Source organism: Planctomycetaceae bacterium, assembly GCA_041398785.1.
Taxonomy (GTDB): Bacteria; Planctomycetota; Planctomycetia; order Planctomycetales; family Planctomycetaceae; genus JAWKUA01.
Map to the genome: position 1 here is coordinate 15,174 of JAWKUA010000002.1, position 25,199 is coordinate 40,372.

The 25,199-nt window shown below is 60.6% G+C and carries 17 protein-coding genes; 14 read left to right on the forward strand and 3 right to left on the reverse strand.

Going from position 1 to position 25,199, the window contains the following annotated elements; translation table 11 throughout:
* Positions 1 to 25 precede the first annotated feature (25 nt).
* Complete coding sequence (glyA, locus tag R3C19_02275; protein ID MEZ6059166.1) at positions 26 to 1,288, forward strand: serine hydroxymethyltransferase; 1,263 nt, start codon at positions 26 to 28, stop codon at positions 1,286 to 1,288.
* Between the two features lie 96 nt (positions 1,289 to 1,384).
* A complete protein-coding gene (locus tag R3C19_02280) occupies positions 1,385 to 1,648 on the forward strand; it encodes a hypothetical protein (GenBank protein MEZ6059167.1) in 264 nt (87 codons plus the stop codon).
* A gap of 19 nt (positions 1,649 to 1,667) precedes the next feature.
* Here R3C19_02280 and R3C19_02285 read toward each other — a convergent pair whose 3' ends face one another.
* Entirely contained in the window at positions 1,668 to 2,276 is a 609-nt protein-coding gene (locus R3C19_02285; protein ID MEZ6059168.1) for a Uma2 family endonuclease, read from the reverse strand.
* Positions 2,277 to 2,350: 74 nt separating this feature from the next.
* Entirely contained in the window at positions 2,351 to 3,250 is a 900-nt protein-coding gene (gene larE / locus R3C19_02290; protein MEZ6059169.1) for an ATP-dependent sacrificial sulfur transferase LarE, read from the reverse strand.
* Positions 3,251 to 3,847: 597 nt separating this feature from the next.
* Here larE and R3C19_02295 point away from each other — a divergent pair.
* The 4 genes from R3C19_02295 to R3C19_02310 all read left to right on the forward strand — a co-directional run bounded on the left by R3C19_02295 (position 3,848) and on the right by R3C19_02310 (position 16,186).
* Positions 3,848 to 7,405, forward strand: coding sequence for a hypothetical protein (locus R3C19_02295; protein MEZ6059170.1), 3,558 nt, complete (start codon positions 3,848 to 3,850; stop codon positions 7,403 to 7,405).
* Complete coding sequence (locus R3C19_02300) at positions 7,402 to 11,061, forward strand: cyclin family protein (protein ID MEZ6059171.1); 3,660 nt, start codon at positions 7,402 to 7,404, stop codon at positions 11,059 to 11,061. The genes R3C19_02295 and R3C19_02300 overlap by 4 nt, the downstream gene beginning before the upstream one ends.
* Positions 11,062 to 11,107: 46 nt before the next feature.
* Positions 11,108 to 11,584 carry a hypothetical protein gene (locus R3C19_02305; protein MEZ6059172.1) on the forward strand — a complete coding sequence of 159 codons (477 nt, stop codon included), beginning with the start codon at positions 11,108 to 11,110 and terminating at the stop codon, positions 11,582 to 11,584.
* A 216-nt stretch (positions 11,585 to 11,800) separates the two neighbouring features.
* Complete coding sequence (locus tag R3C19_02310) at positions 11,801 to 16,186, forward strand: hypothetical protein (GenBank protein MEZ6059173.1); 4,386 nt, start codon at positions 11,801 to 11,803, stop codon at positions 16,184 to 16,186.
* A 37-nt stretch (positions 16,187 to 16,223) separates the two neighbouring features.
* Here the strand turns inward: R3C19_02310 and R3C19_02315 are convergent, their stop codons facing one another.
* Positions 16,224 to 16,547 carry a hypothetical protein gene (locus R3C19_02315; GenBank protein MEZ6059174.1) on the reverse strand — a complete coding sequence of 108 codons (324 nt, stop codon included), beginning with the start codon at positions 16,545 to 16,547 and terminating at the stop codon, positions 16,224 to 16,226.
* 202 nt (positions 16,548 to 16,749) lie between these two features.
* On the opposite strand from R3C19_02315, the gene R3C19_02320 reads away from it, so the two are divergent.
* The 8 genes from R3C19_02320 (at position 16,750) to queG (ending at position 25,123) form a co-directional block, all read left to right on the forward strand.
* Positions 16,750 to 17,433, forward strand: a complete 684-nt coding sequence (locus R3C19_02320) for a hypothetical protein (GenBank protein ID MEZ6059175.1) — start codon at positions 16,750 to 16,752, stop codon at positions 17,431 to 17,433.
* A 234-nt stretch (positions 17,434 to 17,667) separates the two neighbouring features.
* Positions 17,668 to 18,777: an aminotransferase class I/II-fold pyridoxal phosphate-dependent enzyme gene (locus R3C19_02325; GenBank protein ID MEZ6059176.1), complete on the forward strand. Its 1,110-nt coding sequence runs from the start codon at positions 17,668 to 17,670 to the stop codon at positions 18,775 to 18,777.
* Between the two features lie 205 nt (positions 18,778 to 18,982).
* On the forward strand, positions 18,983 to 20,119 hold the full coding sequence (locus R3C19_02330) for a DUF1559 domain-containing protein (protein MEZ6059177.1): 1,137 nt from the start codon (positions 18,983 to 18,985) through the stop codon (positions 20,117 to 20,119).
* A gap of 244 nt (positions 20,120 to 20,363) precedes the next feature.
* On the forward strand, positions 20,364 to 21,518 hold the full coding sequence (locus tag R3C19_02335; protein MEZ6059178.1) for a hypothetical protein: 1,155 nt from the start codon (positions 20,364 to 20,366) through the stop codon (positions 21,516 to 21,518).
* Positions 21,519 to 21,550: 32 nt separating this feature from the next.
* Positions 21,551 to 22,165 (forward strand): imidazole glycerol phosphate synthase subunit HisH, encoded by a 615-nt coding sequence (hisH, locus tag R3C19_02340; protein ID MEZ6059179.1) that lies wholly within the window; start codon positions 21,551 to 21,553, stop codon positions 22,163 to 22,165.
* 7 nt (positions 22,166 to 22,172) lie between these two features.
* Positions 22,173 to 22,916, forward strand: a complete 744-nt coding sequence (gene hisA / locus R3C19_02345) for a 1-(5-phosphoribosyl)-5-[(5-phosphoribosylamino)methylideneamino]imidazole-4-carboxamide isomerase (protein ID MEZ6059180.1) — start codon at positions 22,173 to 22,175, stop codon at positions 22,914 to 22,916.
* 168 nt (positions 22,917 to 23,084) lie between these two features.
* Entirely contained in the window at positions 23,085 to 23,879 is a 795-nt protein-coding gene (locus R3C19_02350; protein MEZ6059181.1) for a phytanoyl-CoA dioxygenase family protein, read from the forward strand.
* Positions 23,880 to 24,004: 125 nt separating this feature from the next.
* On the forward strand, positions 24,005 to 25,123 hold the full coding sequence (gene queG, locus R3C19_02355) for a tRNA epoxyqueuosine(34) reductase QueG (GenBank protein ID MEZ6059182.1): 1,119 nt from the start codon (positions 24,005 to 24,007) through the stop codon (positions 25,121 to 25,123).
* Positions 25,124 to 25,199 lie beyond the last annotated feature (76 nt).

Consider the following 25,199-nt stretch of genomic DNA (forward strand, 5'->3'; position numbering starts at 1 on the left):
TCCACTACCGGAAAGACAGTTTGCAATGCCCACCGTTCAAACCACTGACGCCACGCTTCAGTCCTGCGACACCGATGTGTGGGATGCGATCTGTCGCGAACGCACTCGACAATCGCAGGGCCTGGAACTGATCGCGTCGGAGAACTACACGAGTGAGGCCGTCATGGAAGCCGCCGGAACCGTGCTGACCAACAAATACGCCGAAGGATATCCGGGAAAGCGTTACTATGGCGGGTGCGACTTCGTGGACTCCGTCGAAGACCTGGCTCGGCAGCGAGTCTGCGAACTGTTCGGCGCCGAACACGCCAACGTGCAGCCTCACGCAGGGTCGCAGGCCAACATGGCGGTTTACCTGACCGTGATGAAACCGGGTGAAACCGTGCTGGCCATGGACCTGGCTCACGGCGGCCACCTGACTCATGGCATGAGGCTGAACTTCAGCGGCATTCTGTACAACGCGGTCCACTACGGAGTTCGCAGGGACGACAATCGCATCGATTTCGACCAGGTGGCGGCTCTGGCGAAAGAACACAAGCCGAAGATGATCATTGCCGGGGCCAGCGCGTATCCCCGCGAAATCGATCACGCCGCGTTCGCGGAAATTGCCAGAGACGTCGGAGCCGTGCTGATGGTCGACATGGCACACTACGCGGGACTGGTCGCCGGCGGACTGCACAATAACCCGGTTCCCGTCGCCGATTTTGTAACGTCCACGTCGCACAAGACGCTGCGCGGCCCGCGATCCGGTTTTGTGCTCTGCGGCAAAGACCGCGCGAAGGATCTCGACCGCAGTGTGTTTCCCGGCATGCAGGGTGGACCGCTGATGCATATCATTGCCGCGAAAGCCGTCTGTTTCGGAGAAGCTCTGCGGCCGGAGTTCCGGCAGTACGCGCAGCAGATTGTTGACAACGCAAAGACGCTGGCCGACACGCTGCTGGCCGGCGGCCTGCGTCTTGCCAGCGGAGGCACCGACAACCACCTGATGCTGTGCGACGTCACCGCCATCGATCTGTCCGGCAGCATCGCGGAAGAAGCGCTGGACAAAGCGGGGATCACGGTCAACAAGAACATGATTCCGTTCGACCAGCGCAAGCCGATGGACCCCAGCGGCATCCGCATCGGCACGGCCGCCCTGACGACTCGCGGAATGAAGACCGACGAAATGAAGCGCGTCGGAGAATGGATTCTGGACGCGCTGAATCATGCCGACAGTGAAGAACAGTTATCGCGAATTCGAACCGAAGTTGCGGAGTTCGCGGTCAACTTCCCAGTCCCCGGAATCGGCTAGCGTCGAGTCCCCGGCTTTCGCTCGGAAAGCACAGTGATGTGATCGAATCCGTTTCAGTCTCCGCAATACGACGATTGGCCCGCAGCGCGAACGTCGGTGCGGCTGAAACGTGTCGGTGTTCTGTCGCTGGGAAAAGTTTTCGGCGTGATGGGGCTGATGGTCGGCGGAATTTTCGTGGTGGTGTCTCTGGAAGAAGCGCAGGGTCCCGTCGAAGTCTTCGCGTTCGACACTGCCATGGTCATTGTCGCGCCGCTGGCCTACGGCGCCGCCGGATTCTTTTCCGGCATCGTCTACGCGTTCATTTACAACGTGATCGCCGGCGTCACGGGTGGAATTGAACTGGAATTCGACCTGAACTGAGCACTCGGCCGCCAGGCGATCAAGCGTCGCGATTCAGGTCTGTCGAAGCCCGTTTTCGGAACGCGCGGATGGCCGTGTTCTCTCCGTCCGCAACAGCCGCGTTTATCACCGGAACGACCTGATCAAACGGAAAGCCAGGTAACTCGCGACTGGACGGCACCTGCGACAGCTTGCCCTTCTGATCTGCTGCAAACGCTCGAACAGTGTGACCATCAAACAGCCAGACTTCGGGCACACGCATCGATTCATAAACGGCCAGCTTGTTCATGGATGACGTGCTGATGTCGATTTCAACCACCAGATCCGGCGGCGGGTGGACTTCCGAATCGAACTCGCGGATCCCGCGCATTTCCCGTTCGTGAGTCACATAGTAGCTGTTGTCGCCTTCGAAGCCCCGCTGTTCAGATTCGCGGCGACACGTCATCGAACGTGTTCCCGCGATCTCAATCCCGGCAACTTCTGTCCAGGTCTCGATCATGCGCCCGATGATGTGGGCAGCTTCTTCGTGACGTCTTCCCGGTGACATGATTTCCAGCGTTCCCTTGTCGTAAGTCATCAATGCGCGGCGGTGTTCGTCGGCGTCGCACAGCGAGACATACGTGTCCCACGACACGTTCTGCAGGGTCACCCGCTGTTCGCCTGGCAATGCGCCTGCTTGCTGTAAACGTCGTGACCGGGTTAAGGACGACATGGTTGGCGGAATCATCGCGAGGCTCCGGATAAATTGCAGCCACCAGTTATCTCCGCGTCGACACCCAGAGCCACGACCGGGAGTGCTTCGTTCAGGCTGCCGGACCGAAAGCCTTCCAGGTCCAGCGTGATCCGGCGAAACCCCAGCGAGCGAAAGTGCGAACAGACTTCCTCACGGCAGCGGTCATCCATCAGTTGCGCTAAGTCGGACAAAGGCAGTTCGATGCGAGCCACTTCGTCGGCTTCGTGACGAACGCGCAGTTCCCGCAGTCCTGTGATCTGCTTCAGGAACGCTTCCGCGAGTTCCACGCGCCGGACGCGCTCCTCCGTAACTTCCACGCCATACGCGATTCGACTGGCCAGACACGGCGAGGCAGGCTTTTCGGCAACGCTGAGTTTCCAGTAGCGAGCCAGTTCCCGGACGGTGGCCTTGTCAATGCCGACGTCGATCAGCGGGCTGACGACTGCGTGATCCGCCGCCGCCTGCATTCCGGGACGGTGATCGCCAAGGTCATCGACGTTGGCTCCGTTGATGATGCACGCGACGCCCAGTTCCTTCAGCTTTGAGGTCGCCAGAGAATACAGCGTGTCTTTGCAGAAGAAGCAGCGGTTGCCGGCGTTGGCCTGGTACTCGGGTCGCTGGAACTCGGTGGTATGAACTTCCACGTGCCGGATGCCGATCGACACCGCTTCTTCGCGAGCCGCGTTCCGTTCGGCAGTCGCCAGACTCGGGCTGACGGCGGTCACGGCAACCGCGTTCTCCCCCACCGCTTCGACAGCGGCTTTCGCCACAACCGCGCTGTCGACGCCGCCGGAAAATGCCACCGCGACCGACTCCAGCGACCGGATACGTTCGATCAACCGCTGCCGGACGTCTGTCAGGCTGATGTTTCGCTCAGTCGTAGATGGCATGAGAAATTTCGCTGAAACGGAAGGGACACAATTATCTTAACCGCGCAGCGCTGCGTTTTCGTCCGGTGCGAGGAAAGTTGGACTCCCGGTCTTCGCAAGACGCATCCTGCCAGCTGTGGTCGGTGCGAAGCCGAACGTGTTTTCGGGTGCTCGTCGGCAGGCGGGCACTCTCCCGTCAAGCGGCTGGCGGGCCGAAATCCGGGTCAATCGCTGCAGCTAAGAGTCGCGCGTTGCCGGGGTGGTTGCGAAGATTTGCTTTCCGAAATTCCTTGAACGAATTACCCAGTTTGAACACTGCAACTTCAGGACCGCAAGCTGTCCACTGACGATCGGCGAACTAGACTTCCGCGTAGAATTGTCAGTTAGGAAACCCAAAGCGACCGCGCAAAATGTAAATTCGGCGCAATCCGCACGGTAGCGGTCTCGAAGGGCGGTCCTGGCAGCGTTCAGAATGCATGGCTGCGAGAACCATGACAACCGCTGCTTTTCGCAGTTTCTGCAGCCGCGGGACAAATCCGTCCGGTTAACGCTGTCGGGTTGCAATCCATAAGAACACCGAGCAGGGCTCAACACCACTTTCCAGACAAGGTCGATGGCATGCCGTCACCCGTTCACTTCTCAACCCGTTGCTGGCTGATCTTCGTCGCATTCGCATTCAGCGTCACAAGTCACTCCGCCATTGCGCAGGAACAGGCGGGGCAGGACCCGGCCACGGAGAATCCTGACGCGGTGGCGGCAGCGCCGGACGAAACCGAAACGGGAGCCGCGGACGATTCCGTCAGCAAGTGGGATCGGCTGATCTTTGTGCCGTTTCGAGAACTGCAGAAGGTATTCGACAACCAGGATGCGTCCGCCGTTATTCCTTACGCGCAATACGTCGAGCTGCTGCAGAACTATCTGGATCGGCAGGGCGGCAGGCTGCCGGCTCCCGACGCCATCATTACGAAGTCGGAATTCACCGGCGTTGTGGAAAAGGATGTCGTCAGAATTCAGGCCCAGTTCCGGATCAGCGTTCTGCGGGAACAGGGCTGGGCTCGCGTGCCGCTGGCATTCGGTGACGCTGCGGTCGGCAAAGTCACGGCCGGTGACAACAACGCGATCCTGCAGGGAATCGGCACGGGACGGTATTCGCTGCTGCTGAAGGGTCAGGGCGAGCACACTGTGACAATCGAACTGTTGTCGACGGTCAGGACTTCGCCGGAAGCGCGTTCGTTCCGGCTCAGCACTCCCCCCGTCGGCATCAGCGAATTGTCGCTGACGATCCCGGAACCGGACCAGACCGTCACGATCAATCCCGTGCAGGTTCTGCTTCCGACGGACGGCGGCAACGACCAGCAGACGGTGGTCAAAGCCAGCCTGGGCGCGACGGAACAGATTGACGTCCAGTGGAATCCGCGCGCGGGAACGAAGCCGGTGATGGACCTGCTGACCAGCGTCACCAACGTCAGTTCCGTGCGGATCGAACCGGGTCTGATTCAGACAACGACATCGCTGGACTACGAAATCCTGCGGGGCGAACTTCGCGAAGTGACAATTCTCGTTCCACCGGATGCCCGCATTATCGACGTTGTGTCCGGCAACGGCCGCATTCGGTCGTGGAACACCGAAGCGGTCGGTACGACGCATCAGCAGATTCGCGTGGAACTGCTGACTCCCGCGACCGGCAGATTTCAGATCGATGTCCAGACCGAGCGCGTCCCGGACGGTGACACGTTTCAGCTTGTCGGCAAATCTCCGGACAGCGGCGTGCTTGCGGGAGTACACGCGGATTCCGTGGTCCGCGAATCCGGACGGATTGCGGTCAGCATCGATCCGTCACTGACGATGCTGGTGCAGGAACAGTCCGGCATGAAACGCATCGACGCGGCAGCCACCTTGAAGGAAGCTTCCGCGCCGGGAGCGCAGGCGTGGGAATTCAGCGGCATGACAGGTCGCCTGATCGTCCGGACGAAACCCGTCGAACCGCGGTTGCTGGTCGATCAGGGCATGCGCCTGATCTTCGGTGATGATGACCTGCGGCTGGTGACACGACTGACGTACAACGTCGAGCGAGCCGGTGTCTTCCAACTGCAGCTGGAATTTCCGGAAGCGCTGACGATCGACACGGTGCAGGCCGACGGCATGAGCGAATTCAATGTCGACCAGGATGCCGGCAAGCTGACACTGTCCCTGACGGAAAAACGCGTCGGCACCGTGATCGTCGACATTACTGCTCACCAGCCGTTCGATTCGACGTCGGACAACGTCGAAACGACGTTGCCAACCATCACACCTGTCGGGGTCGAGCGTGAAACGGGCCGCATCGCGGTGTTCGCCCCGCAATACCTGAATGTGATCACACTGGACGAGAATACCACCGGCGCGTTTCCGGCTCCGGCGGCTGATCCGGCCGCCGTCGGCCACGCTCAGCGAGTTTCGTCGTGGCAATACACGCAGCGGCCCGTCAACCTGGTCATCAAAACATCACCCCGCCCGGCTCAGCTTTCAGCCAGCGTCGCCACGACGGCAACCATCGATCCGGACCTGATGAAAATCAGCAGCGTGGTTCGCTTCGACGTGCGCAATGCCGGCATCGACACCTACCTGATCGCTGTTCCTGAAGCGATCGCCGGCGATGTCCGATTCCGGTCGCTGAACGCCAGCCACGTGATTCAACAGCGCAACAAGGCGGCGGAGGCTGTTGATGGTCTGGTCACCTGGACGCTGATTCTTCAGGACGAAGTCACCGGTCAAGTCGCTCTGGCCGTCGACTGGGAAGTGCCGCTGCAGGACATGGAAGCCGATGCCGCCGAACAGACGCTGACACTGCAGCCTCCGCAGGTGAAATCGCCATTCGACGAGGACCAGGCCGACAAGCGCCGCGTCACGCTGACTCAGACAAAGGGTGAAATCCGCTTGCTGAGACATGAATCGCTGTCGATCGCCGCGGAGGCTGTCGGCGACACGGTCGAAAAAATTGACGTTCGTGAGCTGGAACTGACGCCGCAGGAAGGCTACCTGGCGTTCCGGTATTTTTCGCAGCCGGCTTCGGCAACTGTCACGGTCCGCAAGCACGAAGTTCACGAAGTTGTGGCGACCGTTGTTTCGCGAGCCGCCGTGGAAATTGTGACCGAAAAACAGCGGCTGGCCGCCTATCGTGCCCGCTTCCGCATCACCAGCAGCGAACGTCAGCGACTGCGGATCGATCTGCCCGACGGAGCCGATCTGCAGGCTCCGCTGATCAACGGCCAGCGAACCACCTTCGAAGCGGCAGCCGGCGTGCAGGCCGCGGAAGGCTGGGATCCGTACTACATCAACATCAGCCGCGAAGGCACGTCGGACGAAAGCTTTCTGCTGTCCTTTCAGTTCCGCTGCCCCATTATCGAAGCGACTGTCGACGCGTCGAATCCCGGCGAACCGACAGTCCTTCCCTACGACAAACGAGGCGGCACGCAGGTGCTGCGACTGCCAATCACCGGCGACAGCAGTGGTGGAACCGTCGTGCAGGAAACCCGCGTCGCCGTCTGGACTCCCGACGACGTTTCTCAGTTTGATGAACCGGAATCCTGGACCATCATCGGACAACAAGTGTGGTCGTGGAATCCTCTGCGGTCGTCATCGACTCCGCGGGCCGCCGCGGAACTCGACGACTGGGTGGGCGATTCCGGAGCGGCGTCATCCGACTTCGCGCGGCAGGGAAACGTCACCGTCTATCGCGCACTCGGGCCACAGGCAACGATCCGGATTGACTGGTGGAAGCGGCCGTTTCTGGTCGGCGTTCTGTGCGGAACGCTGATACTTGTCGGATTCGTCCTGCGGCGCACGTCCTGGGAAAACCGCATTACGATCGTGATTCTTGCCTGCGTCGCGCTTTGCGTCTGGGCTTTGAACGACAGCCACGCCGCGATGCAGACGCTGACGGCGAGTTCTCCCGGACTGCTGGCTGTCGCCGGTATGTGGCTGGTGGGTCTGGTTCTGGGCAATCACAACCACAACCAGAATCACAACCAGAATCATCCGGCACCGCCGAATCCCGGTCCGCCGCCGGGTACTCCGGCATCACCTCGCCCGATGAATCCGGCACCTGCGGCGGAAAAACCGCTTCCTCCGGGAACCGTGGTCCCGTCACCCGAAGTCCGCAAGGCCATGGACGACCTGATGGGAGGTGGAAAATGACGGCGCCGAAATATTTCACTTCAGGCTGGGACGAAAAGCCCCGGCGCGTCACGACGCGGCGCGCCGAGCCGACCGGTCCGCGGACTGCTGCCCGGGCTTTGCTGTCCAGTCTTACCGCGATGATCGTGGCGGTCTGTGTCGCGGCAGGTTCGGCGATCGCTCAGGAACCGAATCTGGCGCGCGAAAGGTACGTTCCGGCCGATCAGCTGGATGTCATCTTCGAACGCACTCCCAACGGAGTCATGCTGCCGAAAACAGAGTTCGAATCTCTGATGCAGAAAGCCGACCTGGCGCGCAAACGTCATCTGGACATCCCGGCGACGATTACCGTTCGATCGGCCGCGTATTCCGTCCGGCAGGTGGACAGCCACGCCGTCGTGGAACTTCGCGTTGACGTTGAACAGTTCATCGACGACTGGCAGTCGGTCAGCATCCCGGCGGGACATCTGGACCTTGAGGAAGCCACGATCGACGGCGAGCCGGCGTTTGTCGGCAGGGATCCTCAGCAGCCGGCAACGATCACGCTGCTGCATCGCGAATCGGGGCGGTTCACACTGACTCTGAAGCTGTCGACGCCGCTGGGAACGGTTGGCAGCGATCGGGTTGCCGTGTTTGGAGTTCTGCCGAACGCCGCGGCGACACTGGAAATCGCCAGCCGCGAAAACCAGTCCGTCGAAGTCAACAATCTGACACTGAAACGTCCGGCCGCTGTCGATCAGGCGGCCACCTATCAGTTACCGATCGGATCCCTGTCCGAGGTCCGCATCCGCTGGACGTCGGGAGGCCGCCAGTCAGAAGCGGAAACTCTGGTGTTTGCCCGAACAGCGGCGTCCGCGCGGCTGTCCGTCGACACGCTGCGGTGGGAATCTCAGACACGAATCACGGTGTACGGAACTCCCGTCAATCAGATCATTGCCAGCGTTCCTTCGTCGCTGGAAGTCACGTCCGTCGAAAGCACGGGTCTGGAATCCTGGAAGCTGGAAGACGATCCGCAGCGGTCCGGGTTCACTCGCGCGGTGCTGACGTATCGCCAGCCGTTTACAGACGACCGCATCGTGTCGATCGCGGGTGTCGCCGCGGCGGAAAGCGGCCGCGCCACGCAGATCCCGACGCTGCAGTTCAGCAATGTGACGGCTCACACGGGACGATTGAACGTTTCGCACGAAGACCAGCTGCGGCTGCGTTCGGAAGCGGGCACCGGGATTCGCCAGTTGAGCGTCAACGAACTGCCGATCAGCGCCGCCGACACATCCGTATTCGATTTCTGGCTGCAGGACTTCAGTCTGTCCGTCGCGGTGCGGCCGCGAGATCGCGAACTGTTCAGCCAGGTGAACTCGATACTCAGCTTTTCCGACACACTGTCGAGCCTTCAGGTTGATGTGACTGTCGAACCGCTGAATGAAGCAATCTTTGAGCTGGAACTCAGTCTGCCGGCGGGCTGGCAGATCGAGAACCTGAACGGCGGCTCTGAGCAGCCGGTCCTTTGGCGTCCGGTCGGAAACGTCCAGGACGGCAACCCGCTGCGGATTGTCGTGGAACCGTTGATTGCCGTAACCCCTGGTCAACTGCTGAATTTTACGCTGCGGATGCGGCGATCAATTCCTGATCCGGAAACGCCTCAGTCACTGCCACTGCCCGTTGTGTCAGCTCCGGAGGCCACGCTTGTGGCCGGCAGCTACCGAGTCTCCGCGGCATCGGATCTGGAGGTTGCTCCGGTGGACATTCAGGGACTGGTGCCGATCGCGACCGAAGGCGATTCGCTGCTGTTTGAAACTCAGGGGACGACGTTTTCCGGTCAGCTTTCCATTGCACGCCGTCCGGTGCGTATGTCCGCGCGAGCCGAACTGCGGACGTGGGCGGATTCCCGTCAGAAGACCACGCTGGCCACGATCACGGTCGATGTCACCAACGGCACGACACGAACGCTGCAACTGCTTGTTCCCGAAGACGCCGGAGCGGAACTGCGGTTCACGGTAGCGTCCATCGGCCAGGTTCCCGGCTTCGATCAGCAGCAGGTTCCGTCGGAGATTGCCATCACCGAACAGTCGCCCGCGGAACCGGTTGACGGGCTGCGAGCCTACAACCTGACGTTTGACCACCGGTTTGCCGGATCGGTCACGCTGCAGACCGTGATCGAAAACGACCGAGCCGCCGGTGATCCGATTGCCGCTCCGCTGCTGCGAGTTCCCGGTGCGGTGCGGCAGCACGGACTGCTGGTGTTTGAAGCAACGCCGGAACAGCAGCTTGCGGCGGCCGAAGGCGCAATGTCGGGACTGACGTCGGCGGATCCCGGGCTGGTGAATGCTCCCGCGGAACGGACCAGCCGGCGCACGGCTCTGGTGTACCGCTATGTTCAGCCCGATTATTCGCTGGTGGTCAGCGAAACGCGGTTTGATACTCAGCCCGTCCCGACGGCCGTCTGCGAAACCGTCGAAAACGTCAGCCTGCTCAGCGATACCGGCTCAATCCAGCGAGCCGCCACGGTGCATCTGCGATGCGTGGGAATCCAGACACTCAGATTCTCGCTGCCGGAATCGAACAACACGTTTCTGTGGTCGACCGTGCTGAACGGCGAAGCGATCGAAGTGCGCCGCGACGGCGATCACTATCTGGTCGCCATCCCGACGGACACAGGGCGGACCGAGCATACTCTGGAGATCCTCTTCGAAACTCCGGGCGATGAATTCGGCGGCTTCGGAACAACGCGGCAGGATTCGGTTTCGCTGTCGATCGACACGGAGCAGGGCACGGCTCAGCCGATTGAGATTCTGGAACAGACCTGGGACGTCCGCTACCCCGGCGATTCGCTGCTGCTGGATCACGACGGCGGGTTTCATCCGCTGAACGGCATGGATCAACCTGGCTGGCTGCAACGGTTCGGCTCAGCATTCCAGCTTCCCACCGGAAGAACTCTGTGGCAGAAGCTGATCCCGACGGCCATCTTCCTGCTGCTGCTGTTCGTGGCAACGGTCCTGATGGTGCGGCGGCGGTGGAAGTCACTGGCGGTGTGCGGTGCCGGATGTGTCCTGCTGTTTCTTGTCCTGCAATTCGGAACGCTCTCGCTAAGCGAACGAGCCGCCTCCAGCTATTTCACTGACGCCGCGGAGTCTGTTTCAACGCCAGCCGGCGATCGTGGCTCCGTCTTTGAACAGATCGGAGTTGATTTCGACTTCAATGTGGGACCTGAGTTGATGGGTGGCACGAATGAACTATTCGGTCAGGGCGGAGGACAGCAGTTTGGTGGTCAGGGTGGAGGGATGCCGTTCGACGGGCGGCAGGAACTGTTCGACCAGGTGCGGCGAATGAACGCTCCGCGCGACGACTTCAGCGGACAAGTTGCAGGTTTGGTGGCGAACGGTCAGCAGGGTGGTCAGGGCGGGGACAGCCGTCTGACAGCCGACGTGAACTTTTCGATCAAGCCGCCGCATGAACCAATCCGGCGATCGGAGCAGCGGCCGGATGCAGGGATCAATGGGCAGTGGCGGATTCGGCGGCGCCGGTGGTGGCATAGGCGGCGGCGGACTCGGCGGTGGCGGACTCGGCGGTGGCGTGGGCGTTGGCATGGGCGTTGGCATGGGCGGATACGCCGGTGGTGCGCCCGGAGCTCCGGCAACGGCCGAACCCACGAATGCAGCAACCGTTCAACCGCCGTCTGATCAGCCTGCGCCTCCCTTCGCGTCCGACCCATCGGGGCAACAAGCCTTGTTCGGCCAGCTCGGCGGTGAGGTTTCGGAAGTGCCGCAGAGAAAATCCGGCTCCGCTCGCCTGTCCGTGCGAGTCGACCTGCAGACTCCGGACGACTATCGGTCCACCGGCTTCCGGTCCGTCGGAACGACCAACGGAGCCGGGCAGCTTGATGTCGTGATTCAGAACCGCCACCAGTTGATGGCTCTGAGGCTTCTGACTGCCTTTCTTGTCGTGCTGCTGTGCCGATGGCTGGCGGGAAGCTCGTGGCTTTCGCGACTGTCGGTCGTCACGGTATTCGGGCTGGCAGCCATCGCCGCAGTTCCGCTGTTGCCCAATCAATGGCAGGCCGTCGCCGACGGCGTCGTCATCGGAACAGTCGTCGCCATTGGCTTGTGGCTGGTCTGCGCAACGATGCATTGCTGCCGCTCGTGGACGGAATCACTGCGACACAAATTTGAAAACAGGGAAAACCGGCACATGGAAGCAACGTGATGGCGTCTCAGGCGTGTGGCAGATGCGAATCTACCCCGCCAGCCGCGGGGCGCTAGCCTCGGTTCACTGCGGGCATAACCGCAGCTAGCGCCGTGCGGCTCGCGGGCAGGTAACGACTCATCTGCCGCTCGCCTTAACGGACGGCAGGCGAGACAACAGCAACAGGAAACGAAGTGGGCAACAGAAACGCCGATCAGAACCTACGTGGATAAGAAAATGGCCTTCACATTTCGAACAACTGCATTCACGGTCGCGATGCTGCTCGCTGCGATCAGCAACTCGCCGGGCTCAGGACTCTTCGCTCAAGTCGGTCCGGACGTCGTGCGCCCGTATCCCGAAGGCGAACCGGCTTTGTCCGCTGATCGCGTCTATGTGTCCCGCGACGAATTTCTGAAGCTGTATCGGCTGGCGAATCCCGGGCAGCTTCAGGGACCTGCGACGGCTCACGAAGCGAGTGTCACGGCGGCGATTTACAACAGTGAGGAACTGCGTCAGATCAATGCCGCGTCGTGGTCGCAGAGCTTCCGGGCTCGATTTGTCATCCGCAGCTTCAACGACGTTCCGGTGAATGTCGCGTTGCCGCTGGGAGCGGTGGCCGTTCGTTCGGCGAAACTGGATGGAGACAATGCGATTCTGCAGCCTATCGACGGACGCATCCCGCAGCCCGGAATTCCCGAAGCTCCGCTGGGCCAGGGTGAAGCGACCAGCGCGGAGCAGTTGCCGATTGGGCCACCCAATCAGTTCGAAGTCCCGGAACAGCAACAGGCAAACACTTTGCCACCGGCACCGCCCATCGTCGCTGCGGCGTATTCTGTTCGAATTGCCGGTTCCGGGCTGCATGTTCTGGACGTTTTGTTTGAGGTTCCAGCCGTCGTGGAGGAATCGGTCGGGCGTCTGCAGATTCCGCTGGTCGCTGTGCCGGCCGGAACGCTGACGTTTCAGCTTCCCGATTCTGGTGACGCCTCCGGGGAAAGCGGTGCTGCCTCTGAGCCGACTGACCCCGATGGTGGAAGCGGCTCGGCGGAAGCCTCGTCCTCTCGGGCCGCGACGCAACTGGCCGTGACCGTCAACGGACGCACGAACACGTTTCGCCGCGACGGCCGCTCGATCGTCGTGCCGGTATCTCCGGGCGGAAATCTTCGCATTCAGTGGCAGCCCGAAACTTCGAAAACATCGGCCGACGCCGTTTTTCATTCCGTGGTCCATTCAGCCCTGACGATCGACGACGAAGGCCTGACGGTTCAGGCAACCGTCGCCGTCAACGTTCGGCAGGGACAGGTCGCGGAACTGGGTGTGAGGCTGCCGGCGGGCTATTCGGTGCAGCAGGTCGCGGGTAGCGAACTTGCCGGATGGAGTCTCGATGAGTCAGCGGATTCACCGTCACTGAAGCTGCTGTTCAAGCAGCCAATCGATGGCACAACGGCGGTGGACGTGCAACTGTTTTCTCGACAGGTGTTTTCCACTGACCGAACGACGGTCGCCGTCCCGGTTCCGGTTGTCACCGACGCATCGCGCGATACCGGCAACGTCTGCGTGCTGGCGGGGTCGGAACTGCAGATTCGCACGGAATCGCTGTCGGGAGTCAGCCAGATCAATCCCTTAGAAGCCGTGTTGCCGAACGGGATCGAAGGTTCGCCAAGGCGAGTCCTGGCGTGGCGGTATACGCGGCACCCGGTCAGCGTGTCGGTGCGAGTTTCCCGCGAAGCCGACAAGCTGGAAATCACAGGGCTGCACGGCGTTCAACTGGAAGCTCAGCGGCAGCTCTGGACCAGCCACATTGCCGCCACGATTTCGGGAGCACCCCGGCGGCGGCTCGATCTTGTCGTGCCGCGAAGCTACCTGGCTCTGGAAGTCAACGCCAACGATCTGGCCGACTGGTACGTCACCGATCCGGACGACGCTGCCGCCACAACGAAGACGATCAGCGTGCAGTTCTCCGCCGCTCGCACAGGACCGGTCAACGTCGTGATCCAGGGCCAGACCGATCGCGCGGCGGACCCGTTTCAGCCGGCGCTGTTCGCGCCGCGAATTCCGGCGGCCACGTCAGCGGAATCGAAGCTGAGCGTCTGGCTGGATGCCGCCACGGAAATCGCCGGATTCACAGCGGACGGCTGGAGCACCGTCGGCCCCGGTCAGGTCGATTCCCGCATCCTGCAACTGCAATCGGACAGCCCGGACATCTCATTCACGTCGCAGTCGACAGATCCTTCCACTGTGTCGCTGAATCTGCGGGAAGCAAAGGCGTCCGTGCTGGCCGAATCCGTCTCCGTCACCAACGTCACCGACACGTCGCTGGAACTGACGCTGGCGCTGAACTGGCAGATTTCGCGAGCCGCCACCAGCAGTCTTTCGTTCGAACTGCCTGCCGGCCTGGCCGACGTGTTTGACTTCAAAGTGCCCGAACTGCGCCAGCTTCAGAAAACGGCAATTGACGGCGATCGCGTCCGGCTGACGTTTCACCTGCAGCGGCCCGTCAGCGAAAGCTTCTTTCTGCTGGGAGTCGGCACGCTGCCGCTGCCGGCTGACCGGCAGGTGACAGCTCAGCCGCCGGCGTTCGTCACCAACGGCGAAGCCGATACGTCGACGACGATCACGAATCAGTCGCACTTCTGGGTGATCGTCAATCAGTCGACCGGCGTGATGGAAGCCGTCAGCCTGGATGAAGACGGCGATGACATCTCCGCCGATCAGATTCGCACGGAGATTCCGGAAGGCTTTCTGCAGCAGTCAGTGGCGATTCGTCGCCTGAATGCAGGGCGCGCCCAGTCGCCGTGGAGGCTGAGATTTCCGGAACCGCAGCAGGTGACGCCAGCCGTGATCGCTCTGGCGGAACACGTCACAATCCTTGCCGAAGATGCCAGTTGGCGGTCTCGCCATCATCTTCAGGTCCGCAATGAATCGCGTCAGTTTCTGCCGGTGTTCATTCCGAAAGACAGCCGGTTTCTGTACTGCCTTGTGAAGGGACAGCCCACGCGAGTCGTCACGCGCGCGGAAGGCGAAAGCACGCTGTACCTGATTCCCGTGCCGCAATCCGGAGCAGTCTCGGCGCCGTTTGATGTTGAGTTCGCTCTGGCGGGTCTGGTGGATCAGTCGGCGATGAATCTGGATGACGCCTGGCGACAGCGAGCGCTGAAGGTTCCGGTGCCGTCGTTTCCGGAATACCGCGATTTTCCGGAATTCGGCGTGACCGTCAGTCGCAATACCTGGAGCGTCTACGTGCCGAAAGCCTGGCAGGCGGCCATGGAGGACGATCCGCGGCGGACAAACGTCGTTCCGGCAGACGAAGGAGATTTCATCGACGCGGAGGTGTATTCGGCCACGGAAAGCGTCAAGTCGCTGTTCGAAGCGTCGGGCAAACTGGTCAGCGCCGAAGAACAGGCGCGACGCGACGCAGAACTTGTCCAGCAGCGTGAACGGCTTTCGCGGCAGCGAGGCACCGAAGCGCTGGTCGAAGCGGAACGCACCAGAGCTCTGCAGCAGATTGACGAGTACTTCGCTCAACAAGAGGAACCGGGCGAATTGCAGTTTGATTCTGCCTCCGGCTTTGCCATCGACGCGGGGCGTTCGTTGTCATCCGGTGGCGTCATTTCCGGCAACAGCTTCCTTTATGAACAGGATGCAAAACAGAACTTCTTCAACGGAGCGAACAACGATCGATTCTTCATGGATAATTCGACTCGGGGATTCGAAGGAAAAGCCCGCGGCGGCCAGCAGCCGGGTGGAGCACTCAACTTCAACTTCACACTTCCCGAAGAATCGCAGCCGCAGACGGCAGCTCCCGCAGTGCCGTCAGATGCGGAAAAGGGCATGGCTCTGGGACGTCGGCCCTTGAAGGAAGAAGCCGCAAGCAAAGCTCAATCCGCCGACGGGATTCGGAAGCGATCGCAGTTGATCGAACAGAAGAAGTCCGGCATGCAGCGCGAATTTGAAGAAGTGAATTCTCCAGCCTGGGAGGGCCGACTGCAGTTAGGCGACGGCGTGGACCGGGACGAGGCAGAGGCGCCTCAGGCAGCCGACGGAGCGGTTCCGTTGAGCGATACGCGGAGCGGCGAAAGCGATCAGAGTATGGAATCATTGACGACACCCTTCGGTCTTGAATCGCACACAATTCGTAATCTGACCAATGATCAGCTAGACGATCTCGGCATAGTGATCCTTCGCGGCGACAAAGCCGATACAGACCGCCTGGCGGGAATCATCGCCGCCCAGGAAAGTCTGCAGCGATCCGGCACGGGGCTGCTGTCGCTGCAGTTCGCCATCCCGACAGACGGTCAGCGGCATGACTTTGTGCGGCCTGCGGGAAATCCGGAACTGACGCTGGAAGTTCGCGGCAGCGAGGCCGTCGAAACCGGTTTCGGAACGCTGTGGGCCGCTGCCTGCGTCGTGGCACTGCTTTTTCTGCTCCGTTCAGCGGCGTCGGGAAATCCACGGACTCTGATTCATCGCCTGCTGCTGGTCGCGGCCATTGCAGGACTCTGCGGCTGGCTGTTACTGCCGGCCCCGGTGAATTCATGGAGCGGCGTCGTGTTCGCGGCGTCCGCGATCGCATTCTGTGTCTGCCTTGTGACGGAAAGCTTTCGAGCGACATCCCGTCGATCGTAATTACGGCACGAAATCCTGCGTGCGGCGGCTGGTACGCTCATGTCAGCTCGTTCACGATCAGCACCAGGACTCCCGCCGCGGCGACAAACGTGTTTCCCACCAGCTTGAAGACTGCGCCAATCGCCTGCAGGACCGCGGCGACGACAGCCCCCACGAAGGGAATGCCGCGGACCGCAGCAGCGGCGGCGGAAATCGCCTTCGCCATGTTGGAGATTGATCCCGCGGCGGCGATGAGCTGCGTGTACCCCGGATACTTATTGTGCTTCGTGATGGCCTTCACAACGCTGGAATACGCCAGTTTCTGAGATTTGACCTGACGGTGATGCAGATGCTTGTTGGGAATTGCTGTAATCGACGGCATGACGTTCCTTTCGAATGATCTGCGATGCCGGGACGCCCCGAGTGCAGCAGGAAGGATCAATGCAGTAACCGCAGTTCCGGACCACACGAGACATCCAATTTGGCCGGAATCTCCGGAATGCTGATCAATCTGGCGGCGATCCGCGGGATCTGAATACGATTCGTCGGGAAATCGCGAACTTACTGCCGACACGGACGCTTCCATGGCCACATCGCTGCACCAGCAACTGAAGCTGCATTACGTTGAAGACACGGCTCGGCACGAAGTCGATGTCGGCGGCTACCGCATCGATGCCGTCGACAGGCGACGTCGACTGATTGAGATTCAATGCGCGTCGCTGGGCGCGATCCGGGACAAGATCCGCAGACTCCTGCAGGATCACAAAGTCATCGTGGCCAAGCCGCTGGCTCTGAACAAAGTCATCCTGAAGAAGGCGCGGCGCAACGGGCAAGTGGTCAGTCGGCGAGTCAGCCCCGCGCATCAGACGCTGCCACACGTGTTTCTGGATCTGGTCCATTTCAGCACCGTGTTCCCTCACCCGAATCTGCGCCTGGATATCCTGCTGACCGAACAGGAAGAAGTGCGAGTTCCTCCGAAACGGCCGTCCTGGCGACGAAAGTTCAGCGTGCAGGAACGCCGCCTGGTTGCCGTTCAGCAGGCGGTTTCCGTCAAGACGGCGGCGGACCTGTGGAAGCACGTGGATTTCCGCCTGCCAGAAGAGTTCACCACGGCAGACATGGCAGCGGATTCCGGAATGCCGCGCTGGCTTGCTCAGAAGGCGGCCTACTGCTTCCGGCAGATGTCTCACATCGAAGTCTGTGGCAAGCAGGGCAACGCGGTGAAGTATCGCCTGCTGAAAGGTGTGCGACGCAGGACGGCGGCGTGAAACGGACCCGCCGTCGGCAGCAAACACGCCGTCATTCCCGCGCAGGCGGAAACCACCTCGTCATTCCCGCGCAGGCGGGAAACCAGCCGTGATCGCACTGGGTTCCCGTCTGCGCGGGAATGACGGGATGCGGATGGCGGGGCGGGATTAACGCCGGGTTCCCGCCTGCGCGGGAATGACGATATGCTGCAGATCGGAACTGACTCCCATTGTCACCTGAGTGAAAGCCCAACAGTGAGCGAACGCTGGATTGCCGACCGGATGCACAGGATCGATGCTTCCGGAATTCGTAAGGTCTTCGACCTGGCGGCGACGATGAAGGACCCGATTAACCTCAGCATCGGTCAGCCGCATTTTGAAACGCCGCAGCCCGTCAAGGACGCACTGTGCCGGGCCGTTCAGGAGGGATTGAACGCCTACAGCCAGACTCAGGGAATTCTGCCGCTGCTGGAAGTTCTGCAGGCGGATGTTGACCAGCGCTATGGCCACACGGATCGAAAGGTGTTCGTCACATCGGGCACCAGCGGAGCACTCATGCTGGCATTGTGTACGCTGGTGAACCCGGGCGATGAAGTCATCGTGTTCGATCCGTGGTTTGTCATGTACAAGCATCTGACCACGCTGGCTGGCGGCAACGTGGTTCAGGTTTCGACATACCCCGAATTTCGAATTGACCCGGACGCCGTGCGAGCGGCCATTACGGATCGCACGAAGGTGATTCTGTTCAACAGCCCGGCCAATCCCACGGGAGCCGTCGCGTCGGCGGAAGAAGTCAGGGAACTGGCGAACATCGCCGCCGAATATGATGTCGCACTCATCAGCGATGAAATCTACAAAGCGTTCTGTTTCGACGGACCGTTTCACAGCCCGGCAGAATGGAACGACCAGACGATCGTCATTGACGGATTCAGCAAGTCTCATTCAATGACAGGACTTCGGCTGGGATACGTTCACGGGCCGCAGCACGTGATCCAGCAAATGCTGAAGCTGCAGCAGTTTACCTTCGTCTGTGCTCCGCATCCGGTGCAGTGGGCGGGTCTGACAGCCTGGGAACTTGACCTGACGGAACAACTGGACGACTACCGCCGCAAACGCGACCTGATGGTGGCGGAGCTGCGGGACGACTATGAAATCCGGGGCGGGCAGGGTGCGTTCTATCTGTTCCTGAAAACGCCCTGGGGAACCGGAACTCAATTCGTGGAGGAGGCGATTCGCAACAACCTGCTGATCATTCCCGGAAATGTCTTCAGCCAGCGTGACACCCACTTCCGCCTGTCCTTCGCTGCGGAAGATCAAACACTGTCGCGCGGCGCGGAGGTACTTCGGAAGCTGGCGAAGAAATGAGCCGGAAAACCAGCATTTTTTGGCAGTTGACGGGAATTTGGACAAAAGAAATGTGATTTGCGGATTGAAAAATGAACAATAAGGGGCAGCCCCTCGGCTCAGACTTCTGAGAACGCCTGAGACTGCGGCTGCGAAAAAGTCTTGTTTCGGGTATTCTCTTGCCCGCTGATGTTCCATCACCCACCGAATTGAAAGGGAGATTGCCATGCGTCGTGCATCCCGCAGTTCACGAGGCTTTACGCTGATCGAACTGCTCGTCGTAATCGCGATCATTGCCGTTTTGATCGCGCTGCTGCTGCCTGCCATCCAGCAGGCTCGTGAAACGGCCCGGCGGACTCAGTGCCTGAACCACCTGAAGCAGATGGCTCTGGCACTTCACAACTACCACGATGTCCACAAGGTGATGCCTCCCGGCCAAATTTCAAGAAGGCAGATTACGGTGACTCCGTTCAACAATCTGCAGATGAACATTACGGATCCCGCAGAACCAACGACGAATGTGTTCTTCCAGGAACTGCACGGCACAAGCTGGATGTATCACATCCTTCCGTATGTTGACCAAAAGAACGTTTACGAACTGTGGGAAGAAAACTTCAACGTCTGGGGAAACACCGACATTGCCCAGAAACCGATTCTGTGGGGAGAAGTCGGCAACGCACCGACTCAGGTTGACCTGCCGTTTTTCTACTGCCCGACACGCCGTTCCAATATGGAGTCCACCGGAAAGACGTCGCTGTCGTTCCGAATCGACAAGGACTTCGCACTGACGACGCTGGTCAACGGCTTTCAGCCGGTTGTCAGCAAGGGCGGCAATGACTACGCCGCATGTGCGGGTTCGGGGCTGCTGTTCTGGCAGGATACCACGAATTTCGGACGAATCGGCACTTACTATCTGACGGGGCCGCAGTTGCAGAGCCTGAACGTCGCCAAGGAAAACACAACGGTCGTGGCTCCCGCAATCTATCAGCGATCAGACCTGATCGGGATGTTCTACCCGAATAGTGCCGTCAGACTCAGCGACGTCACCGACGGTACGACGAATACGATCATGATTGCCGAAGCGGAACGATTCACGGAACTGAAGCTGGCGGGAACGCAACAGCGCCGCGGCGAACAGTTCTCCAGCGACGGCTGGGCCTGGGGCGGACCGGCAACGCTGTGTTCCACATGGTTTGCACCGAACCGGCGGGAAAACTTCTCCTTCCCCGGCGGATCGCATACCGGTGTTGTTCAGGTCGCACTGGCGGACGGTTCCGCCCGTGACGTCAGTGAAAACATCGACCTGCGCACGTGGCGACGGCTGGGCAGCCGAGCGGAAGGGCTGCCGGTTTCAGACTTCTGATGGCACTGTCCGGCTGCTGTCGAACAGTCGTCGAATGATCGCCGCGGAAAGTTTCGGCCCGCGGCGACCTGGTTCTGAGACGCCGGTTCAAGGAAACGTCTGAATCACGGTTTGACACCGTTCATCTTCAGCGTCAGTGCTGACGGCGTCTCCGCCGGCACTGGCGCTTTTTCTTTGGACTCAGCTTTCCGTTTGCCCGCTTTCGGGCGGAGTCCTCCTGCGGTCACGTCGTCTGAGGTTTCCTATGACAATCCGTTACAAGTGCGGCGACTGTGGATCGGTGCTGAAAATCAGGGACGAACTGGCGGGAACCGAAGGCAAGTGCCCCAAGTGCAAGACGGTCTTCACAGTCCCGTCACGGGAAGATGAGACGCCCGGTATCGAACTTGATGACTCGCCGGATCACGAAGACTCATCGTCGGCTGAAGATGCGCCGTCGAATGAGCCGCATAAGGATCTGTCGGCAGATGAGGATCTGTCGGCAGATGAGGATCTGTCGCCGGATGAGGACGTGCCTGCGGACGAAGATGTGTTCACCGAAGAGGATGTGTTCGCGGATGAAGATGTGTCGGCGGGAATCGACGAACCGGGTGACGATTCCGATCCGGATGCCGATCTGGTCGACCTGCCCGTCGACCTGACGCCGGATGTCGATATTCCCGACGATATCACCCCCGCCGCTGACGGTGGCGGCTTCGATCCGATGGATGTGCTCGCCGGCAGTGCCCGAAAATCGTCGGGCAAGGCGTCCGGTGGAACCGCCACCGAAGAACGAAAGCCGACCGTCGCGGAGCTGATGCGTGACTACGAACAGACGAAAAAGAAATCTCAGCGCCGCGAAAAGTCGGTTCGACCGAGAATGGACACCGTCGTTGCTGACGCAACAGCCGGTTCCGCTGCGGACACGCTGAACAGAAACTATGAAAAGAAACGCGGCAAGGTCAGCGAACCTCCGCCGCTGAGTCGCGAACAGCGTCGAGCCCTGGAAGAAAAGGAGGCGATGAAGTCGTTCGTCATCCGGGCCGCCGGAGGACTGCTGGGACTTACGTTCGTGGGCTACCTCTTCTTCGCCTGGGTATTTCGCGAACGACTGCCGGATCTGGCTTATGTCAGCGGAGTCGTCACAATCGGAGGCCAGGCAATGGAAGGAGTCACGGTGGTGTTCGCTCCGACACGGCAACCTGACGGGTCGGCCCCGACGGCAAGTGTCTCGATCGGCAGAACGGACGCGGAAGGAAAGTTTGTGATGATGTACAAGACGATCTACGAAGGAGCGGCGTACGGCGTTCACCGTGTTGAAATGTCGACTCGCGAAGGCATGGAAATCAACGTTCCGGACGATCGTCGCGAAGTCAGCGTCTCCGCGGACGGCGAGAATGAGTTTGAATTCCACTTTTGACGTCCGACCCGATTCGCGGATAACACGCACTCATGAACTCCATCATTATTGTTGACTACGGCATGGGAAATCTTCGCAGCGTTCAGAAAGCCGTCGAAAAGGTCGGCCACGCTGCGGATATCAGCTCCGACCCGGATCAGATTGCAAAGGCTGAAAAGGTCATCCTTCCCGGTGTCGGCGCGTTCCGAGACGCCATTCAGGCGCTTCGGGAACAGAACCTTGTTGACTGCGTCCGCGAACATGCACAGGCAGGCAAACCGCTGCTGGGTGTCTGCCTCGGGCTGCAGTTGCTGTTCGACGTATCCTATGAAGATGGCGAACACTGCGGACTGGGAATTGTTCCCGGCGCTGTGAAGCGTTTTGACCTGCCGCGGGAACTGAAGATTCCTCACATGGGCTGGAACCAGTTGCAGCCGCATGGCACCGGCAATCCGCTGCTGAAAGATGTTCCCGATGACGCGTGGTTCTACTTCGTCCACAGCTACTACGTCGAACCGGCTGACGACGCGTGGACTGCGACCACCACCGATTATGGTCTGTCGTTTACTTCCATGGTCGCCCGCGACAACGTGTTTGGAGCGCAGTTCCATCCGGAAAAAAGTCAGTCTGCCGGAATGCAATTGTTGAAGAACTTCGTGAACCTCTGAGCCCGTCATGCAACTGTATCCGGCCATCGATATCCGCGGCGGCAAGTGCGTACGCCTTCGCCAGGGAAACTACAACGACGAAACCGTTTTCGGCGATGATCCGGTCCGGATGGCGGTTAAGTGGAAGGAACAGGGAGCCGAATGGCTGCATCTGGTGGACCTGGACGCAGCCAAAGCCGGGCGTCCCGTCAACCACGATGTCGTCCGCAGCATCGTCCGGGAAACGGGACTTCCCTGCCAGATGGGCGGCGGCATCCGCAGCGAAGACAACATCCGGCTGGCAATCGATGACCTCGGCCTGTCTCGCGTCATCATCGGTACGCGGGCGCTACGGGAACCCGAATGGTTCGCGGACGTGTGTCATCAGTTTCCCGGAAAGCTGGCTCTCGGACTGGACGCCCGTAATTCCAGAGTCGCAACCGACGGATGGCTGACCGATTCCGAGGTGTCGGCCATGGACCTTGCCGCGAAATTCGTCGACGCCCCGCTGGCGGCGGTGATCTACACGAACATTGCGAATGACGGCATGATGAACGGCATCGACCCGGATACTCTGTCGGACCTCAGAACTCTGGCGGAAATGGGCCTTCCCGTGATCGCATCCGGCGGAGTCACAACCATGAAGGATATCGAAGCGGTCAGCCGCATCGCGGCGGAAGTCCCGACGCTGATAGGTGCAATTGTCGGGCGAGCCATCTATGAAGGCACCATTGACGTGCGTGAAGCTTGCGAGTACCTGGCCGCGACATGAACACGCCGGTGGCGGTGCAGTTGGAGTGGTCTTTTCGTCCTCGCGTTCCGAAGTCGCCCTCGTATGACAGCCCAGGACGCGGCGGTGGTTCCGTGACATGTGAGGGCCTTCGTCGCAATAATTTGCGGTGACCTTGTCACTTCACAACTTTCGCTTCGGACGACCAGTATGCAGACCCAGTTCCTTCCCGCCGATGCCGCCGAACGTTTTCGCACAGACGGCTACGTCATCGTGCCCCGGTTGCTGTCCCCCGAAGAAACGGATCTGCTCGGTCAGGTCGCCCGCATGGATCGTGAACTCGCCGCGGCGCGAACCGGGCGAGCTGACGGCGAAGGCGGTTCCGTCGACCTGGTCGTCCGCAACGAACTTGCCGACGACAACATTTACGGAGCGATCGTGCGAGCCGAACCGCTGGTCACGGCCATGGAACAGCTTCTTGGTGACGAAGTTTACCACTACCACCACAAGATGATTCTGAAGGAGCCCCGCACCGGAGGAGCGTGGACGTGGCATCAGGATTACGGCTACTGGTACAACAACGGCTGTCTGTATCCCGACATGGGAAGCTGCATGATCGCCGTCGACAAAGCGACAAGGGAAAACGGCTGCCTGCAGGTCGTTCGCGGGTCGCACGCATTCGGACGCGTCGACCACGTGCAGCGCGGCGATCAAACGGGGGCCGATCCCGAACGTGTCGGTGCAGCGTTACAACGACTGGAAAAGGTGTACGTGGAACTTGATCCCGGCGCCGGCGTGATCTTCCACGGCAACACGCTGCATCGGTCAGATCAGAACAAGAGCGAAAACGCTCGCTGGGCATTCATCTGCTGCTATAACACAAGACACAACGACCCGTACAAGGCGTCAAAACACCCGAATTATTCGCCGCTCGAACGCTGGCCGGCGGACCGCATCGCAGAAATCGGTCGCCAGCAACTGCAGCAGTTGGCGAGCGCTGTGTAGTCAGGGCTCACCCGGTCTCGACATGCTGTCATGCGACGCCCGTTTCACAAGTCGTGCTTTCGCTGTTCGCAAGCCAGACGACAGTGGCCTCGGCGAGCCCGAGCTACCAACCGAGACTCAGCCACGTGACTGCTGAACTTGCTGACCAGATCCGCAGTGCCGGCCGCGACATCGGCTTCGATCGCATCGGCATTGCCGCCGCCGTGACTCCGCCGGGATTTCATCCGCTGCTCGAATGGCTGGCTAACGGTTACGCAGCCGACATGGACTGGATCGAACGGCGCCGTGACGCGTACGAACATCCGGCCGGTGTGATGCCGGGAACTCGCAGCGTGATCGTCGCAGCGATGAACTACCACAGCCGCGAACCGGAACAGCACGACGAGACTCCGGGCTCGTCAAATCCGTCACACACGGCGACGACGGGATCAGAGTCCCGTCGTACAGAAGGCGCAACGGGGCGAGTCTCGCGGTACGCGTGGGGTTCCCAGGACTATCACTCGGTGCTGCGACGACGGCTCAAGCAACTTGCAAATGTCGTTCATGAATCCGCACCGGACGCACACACTCGCGTTGTCGTTGATACCGCTCCGCTGCTGGAACGCGATTTCGCCCGGCTGGCGGGCATCGGCTGGTTCGGAAAAAACACGATGCTGATCAGCCGCGACATCGGTAGCTGGTTCTTTCTCGGAGCAATCCTGACCGACCTCGATCTTCCCGCCGACGAACCGTACGCCGACGACTTTTGCGGCACGTGTACTCGCTGCCTGGAAGCGTGCCCGACCGATGCGTTTCCGAAGCCCGGTGTGCTCGATGCCAATCGCTGCATCAGCTATCTGACAATCGAACGTCGCGACAAGCCGATTCCTCCGGAACTGCGTTCCGGGATGGGACAGTGGATTTTCGGCTGCGACATTTGCCAGGACGTGTGTCCGTGGAACCGGTTCGCTCCGGCAACCAGCGACGCGGCATTTGTCGCTTGCCCGGACCTGCGTTCGCCGGACTGCGTCGAGCTTCTGACGCTTTCCGAGGACCAGTTCGTCGAGAGATTCCGCGGCACGCCTCTGCAACGAACCGGCCGAGATGCCATTCTGCGAAACGCGGCGATTGCACTCGGCAACTCGGGTGTCGTATCTGCAATCGCGCAGTTGCGACGATCACTCAGCGCCGAGTCACCGCTCGTGCGCGAGGCCGCGGAGTGGGCGTTGCATCGGATCATCAGCGGCGCTGACAGCGCGAAATAACGCGGCAGCGTGCCACATCAAGCACCTGCCGTAAGATGGGCTCACTGGCGGTTCGCGTCGTACCGATGACCACAGA

Coding starts and splice junctions, on each gene's coding strand:
- glyA (MEZ6059166.1), top strand. CDS start 26: ATGCCCACCGTTCAAACCACTGACGCCACGCTTCAGTCCTGCGACACC.
- larE (MEZ6059169.1), bottom strand. CDS start 3,250: ATGCCATCTACGACTGAGCGAAACATCAGCCTGACAGACGTCCGGCAG.
- R3C19_02295 (MEZ6059170.1), top strand. CDS start 3,848: ATGCCGTCACCCGTTCACTTCTCAACCCGTTGCTGGCTGATCTTCGTC.
- R3C19_02300 (MEZ6059171.1), top strand. CDS start 7,402: ATGACGGCGCCGAAATATTTCACTTCAGGCTGGGACGAAAAGCCCCGG.
- R3C19_02310 (MEZ6059173.1), top strand. CDS start 11,801: ATGGCCTTCACATTTCGAACAACTGCATTCACGGTCGCGATGCTGCTC.
- R3C19_02315 (MEZ6059174.1), bottom strand. CDS start 16,547: ATGCCGTCGATTACAGCAATTCCCAACAAGCATCTGCATCACCGTCAG.
- R3C19_02320 (MEZ6059175.1), top strand. CDS start 16,750: ATGGCCACATCGCTGCACCAGCAACTGAAGCTGCATTACGTTGAAGAC.
- R3C19_02330 (MEZ6059177.1), top strand. CDS start 18,983: ATGCGTCGTGCATCCCGCAGTTCACGAGGCTTTACGCTGATCGAACTG.
- R3C19_02335 (MEZ6059178.1), top strand. CDS start 20,364: ATGACAATCCGTTACAAGTGCGGCGACTGTGGATCGGTGCTGAAAATC.
- hisH (MEZ6059179.1), top strand. CDS start 21,551: ATGAACTCCATCATTATTGTTGACTACGGCATGGGAAATCTTCGCAGC.
- hisA (MEZ6059180.1), top strand. CDS start 22,173: ATGCAACTGTATCCGGCCATCGATATCCGCGGCGGCAAGTGCGTACGC.
- R3C19_02350 (MEZ6059181.1), top strand. CDS start 23,085: ATGCAGACCCAGTTCCTTCCCGCCGATGCCGCCGAACGTTTTCGCACA.